Genomic DNA, 11,055 nt, shown 5'->3' on the forward strand with positions numbered 1-11,055 from the left:
ACGAAACCGCCGGCCGCGCCGCCGAGATCCTCGCCCTCAACGTCGAAGACCTCGACCTCGAAGGACGCCGCGCGCCGATTCGATCCAAAGGCGGGCCCTGGAGAACCTTCTCCGGCCGGGCGCACGGGCCTCCTCGGCGAGGATCAGGGCCGCGCGCCCGGCCCTCAGCGCTCCTGGGCGATCAGCCGCCGGTGGGCGCCGGGCGCCGGGTGGACGCCGGGGCCGTGCAGGGCCAGGGCGGCGGCGCCGGCGGCGCTGTCGCGGGCCGGCACCACCACGCCGCCCTCCAGCTTGGCGCGGACCTCCGCCGCCAACAGGGTGGGCTCGGTGAGCAGGGAGCCCGCCAGCACCAGCGGTCCCGGGCCGGGCCCCAGCGAGCGGACGGTGCCGGCGAGCCGGCGGGCGGCCTCCTCCAGGATCGCGACGGCCGCCGCGTCGCCCGCGGCCGCGGCCGACTCCACCTCCGGCGCCAGCCGTGCCAGCCAGGCGGGACCGTCCTCGGCGATCCCCTGGTGGACCATGCTCACGATCTGGTGGGCCGGCGCGCCGCCGAGGGTCCCCCGGTGCAGCGCGGTGGGCGCGGCCCGTCCGTCGAGCGCGGCCAGCACGGCCCGTACGGCCCGCCGCCCGATCCACGTCCCCGACCCCTCGTCGCCGAGCAGCCAGCCGTGCCCGTCGACCCGCCGGACGAGCCGCCGGTCCTCGATCCGGGCGGCCACCGCGCCGGTGCCCGCGATCAGGACCGCTCCGGAGGGTTCCTCGGTCGCCCCGGCGAAGGCCGCGAGCATGTCGGGCACCACCGAGGGCCGCCCGGCCAGACCGGCCGCCTGCCACGCCCGCGTGGCGACGGCCTCGGCCTGCTCGCGGGCCGAGCCCGCGCCCGCCAGCCCGAACACGCCACCTGCCACCCGCCCCGGATCGAGGGTCTCCAGCGCCGCTCTGAGCGCCGTGCGCAGGCTCCCGCCGGGATCGGCGGCCGACAGGGCGTTGGCGCCCCTGCCGTATCCCCGTCCCACCACCTCGCCGGACTCCGTCGCCACCACGCACCGGGTGCTCGTCCCGCCGCCGTCAACGCCGATGACCAGTGTCGTCACGCGAACTCCATGTGTAGATAATCTCCCCACGACTATATTCGTATGAAAAATTCCTGCAAGGAGAAGACGTGCGGGTGCTCGGACTGATCTCGGGGACGTCCCATGACGGGATCGACAGCGCGGTCGTGGACTGGTCGATGAGAGACGGCGTGCTCACCGGAGCCGTCGAGCGCACCGACGAGCGGCCCTACGACCCCGGGCTCCGGGCGCGGATCGTCGCCGCGCTGCCGCCGGCCCCGGTCGACATGGCCGAGGTGTGCCGTCTCGACACCCTGATCGGCCAGGCGTTCGCCGACGCGGCCGAGGCGGCCGGGCCGGTCGACCTCGTCTGCTCGCACGGCCAGACGCTGTACCACTGGGTGGAGGACGGCAGGGTGCGGGGCACCCTGCAGCTCGGCCAGCCCGCCTGGATCGCCGAGCGGACCGGCGTGCCGGTGGTCTCCGACCTCCGCGTGCGTGACGTGAGCGCGGGCGGGCAGGGCGCGCCGCTGGTCTCCTTCTTCGACCTGCTGCTCCTGGCCGGCCTGCCGGGCCGCAGCGGCGCGCTCAACCTCGGAGGAATCGCCAACCTGACCGTGCGGGAGGCCGGGATCGCCTACGACACCGGCCCGGCGTCGGCGCTGATGGACGCGGCGGTCTCGGCCGCCACGGGCATGCCCTACGACGAGGACGGCCGGCTGGCGGCGGCCGGACGGGTCCACCCGGAGCTGCTGGAGGAGCTGCTGGCCGAGCCGTACTACCGGGCGCTGCCCCCCAAGAGCACCGGTAAGGAGCTCTTCCACCCGGGCTACCTGGCCCGGATCGCCGCGCCGTACGGGCTGGCCCTGCCCGACCTGCTGGCGACCCTGGCCGCGCTGACCGCCGAGACCGTGGCCGCGGAGATCCGGCGGCACCGGCTCGACACGGTGATCGTGTCGGGCGGCGGGGCGCGGAACCCGGCGCTGATGGACCTGCTGCGCGCGCGGGCCGGGCAGGCCCGCATCCTGCCCAGCGACGGCCTCGGCGTCCCCTCCGACGCGAAGGAGGCGATCGCCTTCTCGCTGCTCGGGTGGATGACGGCGCACGGGCTGCCCGCGACGGTCCCCGGCTGCACGGGTGCCGCCGGGCCGCGGGTGCTCGGCACGGTCACGCCCGGCCGGGGGCCGCTCACCCTGCCCGAGCCGCTGCGCCGGGCGCCGGAGCGCGTGCGGATGGACGCCGCGCCGGTCCGGGGGCGGCACGCGGGTGACGGCCCGGCGGCGCTCCGGTAGCGGGCCGTACGGCGGCCCGGACCGTCCTGCTAAATCCCGTTACATATCTAATTCTCATTACATATCGGGTATCAGCGAGTCAAAGCTCTTGAAAAGTTGACATGATCGATTCACGATTCTCCGGGTGGGCTGTAAAGATCATGCGCGGCCCACGTCGCCCTCCCCGGCGGGACGCTCCCGCCCGGCGTGAAGGAGAATGTGTGTCCAACACCTCCCGGCACTGGCGAGCGCTCCTGACCGGAGCCGTCGCCGCCCTCGCGCTCGTGCTCCCCCAGGGGGTGGCCCAGGCCGCCCCCGCCCCTGAGAAGATCGACAAGACTGTCCTGGCGGAGCTGGCCGCGGACGACAAGGCCACCTTCTGGGTGCGCCTGAAGAGTGACGCCGACCTCAGCGCGGCCCGCAGCGCGAAGACCAAGTCCGAGAAGGCCAGGCAGGTCTTCCGGGCCAAGACCGAGCTCGCCGCCTCCTCGCAGGCGGGCCTGCGCAAACTCCTGACCGCCCAGCACGCCGACTTCACCCCGTTCTGGATCGCCAACGCCGTCCAGGTGACCGGCGACGCGAAGCTGGCCGCGGAGATCGCCAAGCTGCCCGAGGTGGAGCAGATCGAGCCCAGCCGCGTCACCAAGCTGCCCGAGCCGCTGCCGGGCAAGGAGGTGGCGAAGGTCGACGCGGTCGAGTGGAACATCGACCGCGTCAACGCCCCGAGGGTCTGGAGCGAGCTCGGCACCCGGGGCGAGGGCATCGTCGTGGCCAACATCGACTCCGGCGTGCAGTTCGACCACCCGGCGCTGGCCGCACAGTATCGCGGCAAGAAGGCCGACGGCAGCGTCGAGCACGACTACAACTGGTTCGACCCGGCGGGGGTGTGTCCCAGCGCCGCGCCGTGCGACAACAACGACCACGGCACCCACACCATGGGCACCATGGTGGGCGGCGCCGACGGCGCCAACACCATCGGCGTCGCCCCCGGCGCCAAGTGGATCGCGGCCAAGGGCTGCGAGACCAACAGCTGCTCCGACGCCTCGCTGCTCGCCGCCGGGCAGTGGGTGCTCGCGCCCACCGACCTGAACGGGAACAACCCGCGGCCCGACCTGGCACCGGACATCGTCAACAACTCCTGGGGCGGCGCCGGCTTCGACGCCTGGTACAAGGAGACCGTCGAGGCGTGGGTCGCGGCGGGCATCTTCCCCGCCTTCTCCAACGGCAACGTCACGGGCGCGGGGTGCAACTCCAGCGGCTCGCCAGGGCAGTACGGCTCCAGCTACAGCGCCGGTGCCTTCGACGTCAACAACGCCATCGCGAGCTTCTCGACCCGGGGCTCCGGCGAGAACGGTGAGATCAAGCCCAACCTCGCGGCGCCCGGCGTCAACGTGCGCTCGTCCGTGCCCGGCGGGTACGACGCCTTCTCCGGCACGTCGATGGCCAGCCCGCACGTGGCGGCCACCGTGGCGCTCATGTGGTCCGCCTCTCCGGCCCTGCAGGGTGACATCGCCGCCACGCGGGAACTGCTCGACCGGACCGCGATCGACGTCGACGACACGCGCTGCGGCGGCACCGCCGCCGACAACAACGTCTGGGGCGAGGGCAGGCTCGACACCTTCGCCGCGGTCCAGGCCGCTCCCGTCGGGGAGCTCGGCGCGCTGCGGGGCACCGTCACCTCCGGCAGCTCGCCGGTGGCCGCGGCGACCCTCACCGTCGCCGGGCCGCTGAGCCGTACGGTCACCACCGCGCAGGACGGGACGTACGCGCTGCCCCGCCTGCTGGCCGGCGACTACCGGATCACCGTCAAGAAGTTCGGGTACGGCGACGCCACCGCGGCCGTCACCGTCGTGGCCGACCAGACGGTCACCAAGGACGTGCCGCTGACGGCGCAGCCCTCGGGCACGGTGTCGGGGACGGTCACCGCCGCGGGCACGCCCGAGGCGGGCGCCGCGGTGGTCGCGGTGGGCACCCCGGTCAGCGCGGTCACCGACGCCGCGGGACGGTACCGGCTCACGCTGCCGGCCGGCGGCTACGAGCTGAAGGTCACCCCGGTCTCCCGGTGCGCCGGCGGCCTCACCGTGCCGATCACGGTGGACGGCGACCTGACCAAGGACGTCGACCTGCCGCGCCGCGCCGACTCCTTCGGCTACACCTGCGCCGGCGCCGCCGGCGCCTACGTCGCGGGCACCGACAAGCAGACGCTCACCGGCGACGACGCGGCCCAGCAGATCACGCTGCCGTTCACCTTCCCCTTCTACGGCGGCGGCCACACCAGCGCCTGGATCAGCAGCAACGGGTTCCTGAACTTCGCCGCCAGCAGCACCGCGGCGAGCAACGGAGCGCTGCCCTCCGCCGGCACGCCCAACGCGGCGCTCTACCCCTACTGGGACGACCTGGTGCTGGACGCCCAGTCCGGCGTCTACACCGCCACCCTCGGGACCGCGCCGGACCGCACCTTCGTCGTCGAATGGCGCAACGCCCGGTTCTACTCCGAAGCCGACCAGCGCATCTCGTTCTCGGCGCTGCTCGGGGAGGACGGCTCGATCGGGTTCCGCTACCGCGGCATCGGCAGCGAGCGCGCCTCCGGGACCAGCGCCACGGTGGGCATCGAGAACGCCGCCGGCACCGACGCGCTGCAGTACTCCTACAACAGCGCCGCGCTCAGCGACGGCCAGAGCCTGACCTTCACCGCCGGCCGGCACGGACTGCTGACCGGTGCCGTCACCGACGCCAACGACGGCAAGCCGCTGGCGGGCGCGACGGTGAAGGTGGGCGACGTGGCGACCTTCACCACCGACGCCAACGGCGCCTTCCTCGGCCAGGTCCTGGTGGGCGACTACCGGGTCGAGGTCTCCAAAGACAACTACGGGACCTTCACCCAGGAGGTCACCGTCACCGCCGCGGCCCGGACCCGGGTCGACACGGCCCTGGCCACCGGCCGGGTGACGGCCTCGGCCGGTGAGCTGACCCTGGTGATGCCGGCCGCCTCCAGCCGGAGCGGCACGGTCGAGCTGTCCAACCTGGGCGGCGCCACGGCCTACACCGTCGTGACCGACCCCGCCCAGGGCTGGCTGGCCGTGACGCCCGCCGCCGGCGACCTCGGCTCGGGCAAGTCGGTGACGTTGAAGGTCACCGCCTCCAGCGAGGGCGTCCAGCCGGGCGGCGTCCGCACCGGCAAGCTGCTGGTGCGCTCGGCGAGCGGCCGCAACCCGCAGATCGAGATCGTCGTGACGGTCGTGGTGCCCAAGCACCAGGTCGCCGTCGACGCGGGCGGGACCAAGGACGTCGTCGACGCCGCCGGGGACCGCTGGAGCGCCGACCGCAAGTACACCCAGGGCGGCCACGGTTACGTGGGCAACAACACCAGGACCCACACGGCCAGCAGGGCGATCCAGGGCACCGCCGAGCAGGAGCTGTTCAAGCGGGCCCGCGAGTCGATGCTGGAGTACCGCTTCGACCAGGTGCCCAACGGCACCTACACCGTCGAGCTGGGCTTCGCCGAGACCCGGGCCATGCGTGAGGGCAAGCGCGTCTTCGACGTCATCGTCGAGGGCCAGCTCGCCATCCCCGCCCTGGACCTGGCCCTGGAGGCCGGCACCTACACCGCCGTCACCCGGCAGTACACGGTGAAGGTCACCGACGGCCAGCTCAACGTGCGGTTCGCCGAGCGGACCGGCGATCCCATCGTCAACCTCATCCGCATCTCCGAGCGCCCCGACAAGGCCACCCCGTAGCGGCCTGAACCCCGCCGGCCCGTCCCGCCTCCGTGGCGGGACGGGCCGTGCCCGTTCCGGGGCGCATCCCCGACGGCGGTCCCGCGCGTCCGGTGTCGTGCCGCTCGCCGGCTGCCGTGCCGTCCGGCGCGGCGCCGCGGGCCTCCCCGCCACGGGCCCGGCCGCCGTGTCGCGGAGGGGGACGAGGGCCCCGCTCCCCGGTCCCGCGGGCGCGCACGCCCTGCTTGGCGAAGAAATCGCCGAAACATATGCGATGCGTGCTCAGGATCATGTTCGTTGCCCTTTTCTGAGGGCACGTCCCGATTTGTGACGGAGCGTGAAGCTCGGCGGCGCCATTGTCGCGGCGGTGACCAGCGAGGACGTACCTGGTGCACCGCGTCTCCTGGCAGTGGACAGGGCGACTCCGGCGGCGCCGCAGGCGGGTCTCCCGCGGTGGGCCACCACTGCTCCGCTCAGCGCTTGTGTCGGATGATCGGGGGGTTCCGCCGGCGGCCGTGTTCGGGCGGTCGGAGCGGCGGCGCCTCCCTCACTCGTAGTGTCGCGGGCTCGCGACAAGGATGGGGTCGGGGATGAAGATCGTTGGAATTGCCGGCAGCGTTCGCCCGGGGGCGTACGTCCGGAAGCTGCTGGAGGCGTCGGCCCGGGAACTACCGGCCTCGGCGGACTTCGAGATCTGGGACGGGCTGGATCAGGTGCCGCCCTTCCAGGACGGGCCGCTCCCGCCGGGGGTGGAGCAGCTGTGCCGCACCCTCTCCGGGGCGGACGGCGTACTGATCGCGGCACCGGCGCACAGCGCCCTGCCGGCCCAGCTCGGCGAGGCGCTGGAGTGGGCGGCCTCCCGACGTAGCGGCGCGGTCCTGGTCGGCAAGCCGGTCGCGGTGGTGACCGCCTGCCTGTACGCCCACGAGGCCACGTGGACGCAGATCGAGCTGTGCCGCGCCCTCGCCGCCGCCGGCGCGATCGTGCACGGCGTCGACCTGCTCGTGTCCCCGGCCGTGAGCCAGTTCGACTCCGAGGGCAGGCTCGTCGATCCGGCCTTCCGCGCCCGGCTCTGCGGGATGCTCGAGAAGCTGTGCGCGCCGGTGCCCGTCAAGCCCGTGGTGCCTTTCGCCAGGACCACGGTGTAGGCCCGCGGCGGCCACCGCGCGACCTCCGGTGCCGGCCCGCCTGGACGGCCGGGGCGGTGGCCGCCGCGTGTCCCGGGACCGCGTGTCCCGGGACCCTTATGTTCGACATTCGTCGAACACTGAGCTAGCGTCCATCTCAGGCGGACAGTCGGACGAGCCGGATCGGAGACGGCGATGGGCATCGGTCGGATCGGTGTGTGGCATCCCATGTTCGGGCGGGACCGGGCCCCGGCCGTGCGGCGGGCGGCGGCGGAGATCGAGAAGCTCGGCTACGGCACCCTGTGGTACGGCGAGGCGTCGGGGACGAGGGAGGCGTTCAGCCTCGCGGGGATCCTGCTCGCGGCCACCGAGAACGTCACGGTCGCCACCGGCATCGCCAACATCTGGGTGCGGGACGCGACCGCCATGGCGGCCGGGGCGAGGGCGTACGGCGAGGCTTACCCGGGACGCTTCGCCCTGGGCGTCGGGGTCAGCCACGCCCCGCTGGTCTCCCAGCGCGGCCACGACTACGCCCGCCCGCTCGCGGCGATGAGCGCCTATCTCGACGCGATGGACGCCGTCGCGCGCGATCTGCCGTTCACCGACGACCCGCCCGCGCCCAGGCTGCTGGCGGCGCTGCGCCCCCGGATGCTGGAGCTCGCCCGGGACAGGGCCGACGGCGCCCACCCCTACTTCGTGCCGCCGGAGCACACCGCGCTCGCCCGCGAGACCCTCGGTCCGGACCGGATCCTCGCCCCCGAGCAGGCCGTGGTCCTGGAGAGCGACCCCGCCAGGGCGAGGGAGGTCGCCCGCGCGCACATGGCCGGCTACCTGCGGCTGCCGAACTACGTCGGTAACCTGCGCCACCTCGGCTACCGGGACGAGGACTTCGCCGGCGGCGGCAGTGACCGGCTGGTGGACGCGATCGTCGCGTGGGGGGACGTGGAGACCGTCGCCCGGCGGGTCGGCGCGCATCTCGACGCCGGCGCCGACCACGTCGCCCTCCAGCCCCTGCCCTCCGACCTGCTCGGGGGCGTCGCTCAGCTCGCGGAGCTGGCCCCCGCCCTCGGGGTGCGGCCGGGGGAGTAGGGCGCCACGTCCAGGGACGGCCGCAGGCCCAGGGCCAGCTCGGCCGCGAGAAGGCCCGCGTAGGGCCCGGCTGTCAGGCCGTAGGCGCCGAGCCCGGTGGCGACGACCACACCGCCGGCAACGGTGCCGATCATCGGCAGCCCGTCGGCGGTCACCGGGCGCAGACCCACCCGGGTCTCCACGACCGTGGCGCCGGCCAGGCCCGGGGCGAGCTCCACGCCGGCCGACAGCACCTCGCCGAGGCCGCCGACGGTCACGCGGGGATCGAACCCGGCGTCCTCGACCGTCGCGCCGAGCACCACCCGCGAGCCGGGGAAGCCCAGCAGGTACGGTCCGCGCCTGGGCAGGACGATCGGCCAGCCCTCCGTCTCGGCGCCGGGCAGCTCCGCGTGCACGATCTGCCCGCGCCGGGGTGAGACCGGCAGCTCCACGCCCAGGGGCCGGCACACCCGCCCGCTCCACGCCCCCGCGGCCACCACGACGGCGTCGGCCGCCACGGGCGTGCCGTCCACGAGCACCCCGCCCTCCGCGGTCAGGGCCGCGGTCCCCGGACGCGTCCGCGCGCCGTGCCGTACGGCGGCGCGCAGCAGGGCGTCCCGGACGGCCCGCCCGTCCACCCGGGCGGCGCCGCCGAGGTGGAGGGCGCTCAGGCCGGGGCTCAGCGGCGGGAACAGCTCCGAGGGGCGCTCCACCGCGGAGATCTCCCCCATCTCGGGCGCCGACTCCTGCCTGCCGAGCAGCAGCTCCCGGAGGGGGGCCAGCTCGGCGGGGTCCTCCGCCACGAGCAGCGTGCCGACCCGCGTGTGGCTGACGTCGCGCTCGCCGTCCTCGGCCAGGAGCCCGACCAGACGCGTGTAGTAGCGGGCGCCCTCCGCCGCCAGCCGGTACCACTCGTCGTCGCCCTCGTGGTCCACCCACGGGCAGACGATCCCGGCCCCGGCGTCGGTCGCCTGCCCCGGACGCGCCCGGCCCGCCGCGCCCTCCCGCCATGCTCCGGCGTCCGCCTCCTGACCGGGCGGCACCGGGTCGACCACGGTCACGGCCACGCCGTGGAGGCTCAGATGGCAGGCGGCGCTCGCTCCGACGATGCCGCTTCCGACGACGACGACCTGGTTGCTCATGGATGAATGATCGCAGCACTTTCACGGCTGTTCCGAGCCTGTCTCCGGCCCGGCCTTGACCACGGACCGGCGCGCCCCGCCGCAACCGCGGCGCCGGGCCGTACGAGAATGGGAAGGGGGCAGGGGAGGTCGTCGTGGATGGCTCGGACGAGGAGCGGGCGCTGCGGTCCCTGGGCGCGGCGCTCGACGCCGGCGCCCCGGTCGTCCGGCACGTGCTCAGGCGCTTCCCCGAGGGCACGCCGTTCCTCTGGCTGAGCTTCCCCGGGTCCGGGGACGCCGCGGTCTTCGTCGACGGCTCCCGGTGGATCTACCTGAGCGAGCCGGAGCAGGGAGGGGTGGCCACCCAGCTCGTGGCCGGCCGGCTTGACGAGGACCCCGCGCTCGTCGCCGAGCGGCTGGTGTCGGTCATGGCGCCGATCCACGACCACGCGGGCGGCCCCGTCCGCGTGCTGAAGGCGTGCGGGGTCGGCCTGGCGGCGGGTGCGGGCGCGGGCCTGCTGAGCACGCTGATCATGGCCGTGCTCGTCGGCGGCAACGGCTACCTCTCGGACACCTCGACCACCGCGGTGTACGTCCTGGCCGCCCTGCTCGCCGTGGTGACCGGCCTGTGGCTGGCGGTGCGCTGGTGGAGGCTGGGCTGAGCGCCGAGTGATCGCCGTCCCGGAGGGCAGGGACGGGTGAGGCGATCAGTTGGAGGGACGGCATGGCCGAGCTGCTGGTGATCTACAACGGGGAGGCGGGAGGCGCGGACGACGCCGCCCGGACGGCGGCCGTGGATACGCTGCGCGGCGGCGCCGACGTGGTCGAGGCGCCCGTCGGCCGGAAGGATCTGGATGAGATGCTCGACGCCCATCCCGGCCGGGACGTGGTCGTGCTGGGTGGGGACGGCTCGCTGCATGTGACGGTCGCGGCCCTGCGCCGGCGCGGCGAGCTGGGCACCCGTACCGTGGGGCTCGTCCCGCTGGGTACCGGCAACGACTTCGCCCGCGGCCTGGGCATCCCGCTGGACCCCCGGGTGGCGGCCCGCGTCGTGCTCGCGGGCCGGCCCCAGCCCCTCGACCTCCTGACGGACGACGAGGGCGGGACCGTCGTCAACGTGGTGCACCTCGGCGTCGGCGCGGAGGCATCCGAGCGGGCCAAGCCGCTCAAGCCCGGGCTCGGACGGCTCGCCTACGCGGTCGGCGGGCTGCTGGCGGGCGTGCGGAGCCCCGGGTGGCGGCTGCGCGTGAGCGTGGACGGCCGGCCCCTGGCCGAGGGGCGCCCGGTGCTCATGGTCGGCATCGGCAACGGCGTCACCATCGGCGGAGGCACCCCGCTCACCCCCGAGGCCAGGCCCGGCGACGGCATGGTGGACGTCGTCGTCGCGCTGACGACCGGGCCGCTGGACCGGCTCGCCTACGCGCTGCGGCTGCGCCGAGGGACCCATCCGGGCCTGCGTGACGTCGTCACCGGCCGGGGCCGTGAGGTGACGGTGACCGGCGGGCCGGTCCCGGTGAACGCCGACGGCGAACTGACCGGCCCGGCCGTCCACCGTCGCTGGACGGTCATGCCCGCCGCCTGGCGGATGTTCACCTGAGCGGCGGCTGTCGGGTTGTCCGGCCCACAGCACCATGACCCGCAGCGGCGGCATGAACTCCGTCGACGTCTCCCAGATGCACGAGAACACCTGGCTGATCAGC

Annotated in this window: 8 protein-coding genes; 6 read left to right on the forward strand and 2 right to left on the reverse strand. The window is 74.5% G+C overall.

Features of this window, described 5'->3' with window-relative positions:
• Positions 1-164 precede the first annotated feature (164 nt).
• Positions 165-1,094, reverse strand: coding sequence for an N-acetylglucosamine kinase (locus tag ACWDS7_RS41840; protein WP_451933803.1), 930 nt, complete (start codon positions 1,092-1,094; stop codon positions 165-167).
• Positions 1,095-1,162: 68 nt separating this feature from the next.
• On the opposite strand from ACWDS7_RS41840, the gene ACWDS7_RS41845 reads away from it, so the two are divergent.
• The 4 genes from ACWDS7_RS41845 to ACWDS7_RS41860 all read left to right on the forward strand — a co-directional run bounded on the left by ACWDS7_RS41845 (position 1,163) and on the right by ACWDS7_RS41860 (position 8,255).
• Positions 1,163-2,344, forward strand: a complete 1,182-nt coding sequence (locus ACWDS7_RS41845; protein ID WP_451933804.1) for an anhydro-N-acetylmuramic acid kinase — start codon at positions 1,163-1,165, stop codon at positions 2,342-2,344.
• A gap of 200 nt (positions 2,345-2,544) precedes the next feature.
• Positions 2,545-6,060, forward strand: a complete 3,516-nt coding sequence (locus ACWDS7_RS41850) for a S8 family serine peptidase (RefSeq protein ID WP_451933805.1) — start codon at positions 2,545-2,547, stop codon at positions 6,058-6,060.
• Between the two features lie 569 nt (positions 6,061-6,629).
• On the forward strand, positions 6,630-7,187 hold the full coding sequence (locus ACWDS7_RS41855) for an NADPH-dependent FMN reductase (RefSeq protein WP_306869635.1): 558 nt from the start codon (positions 6,630-6,632) through the stop codon (positions 7,185-7,187).
• 174 nt (positions 7,188-7,361) lie between these two features.
• Positions 7,362-8,255 carry a TIGR03620 family F420-dependent LLM class oxidoreductase gene (locus ACWDS7_RS41860; RefSeq protein WP_451933806.1) on the forward strand — a complete coding sequence of 298 codons (894 nt, stop codon included), beginning with the start codon at positions 7,362-7,364 and terminating at the stop codon, positions 8,253-8,255.
• Here ACWDS7_RS41860 and ACWDS7_RS41865 read toward each other — a convergent pair.
• Positions 8,207-9,376 (reverse strand): NAD(P)/FAD-dependent oxidoreductase, encoded by a 1,170-nt coding sequence (locus tag ACWDS7_RS41865; RefSeq protein ID WP_451933807.1) that lies wholly within the window; start codon positions 9,374-9,376, stop codon positions 8,207-8,209. The genes ACWDS7_RS41860 and ACWDS7_RS41865 overlap by 49 nt on opposite strands.
• 134 nt (positions 9,377-9,510) lie before the next feature.
• On the opposite strand from ACWDS7_RS41865, the gene ACWDS7_RS41870 reads away from it, so the two are divergent.
• Positions 9,511-10,017: a hypothetical protein gene (locus tag ACWDS7_RS41870; RefSeq protein WP_306869640.1), complete on the forward strand. Its 507-nt coding sequence runs from the start codon at positions 9,511-9,513 to the stop codon at positions 10,015-10,017.
• A gap of 62 nt (positions 10,018-10,079) precedes the next feature.
• Positions 10,080-10,952 (forward strand): diacylglycerol/lipid kinase family protein, encoded by an 873-nt coding sequence (locus tag ACWDS7_RS41875; protein ID WP_451933808.1) that lies wholly within the window; start codon positions 10,080-10,082, stop codon positions 10,950-10,952.
• The last annotated feature ends 103 nt before the right edge of the window (positions 10,953-11,055 follow it).

The sequence above is a fragment of the Streptosporangium sp. NPDC003464 genome (assembly GCF_053588315.1).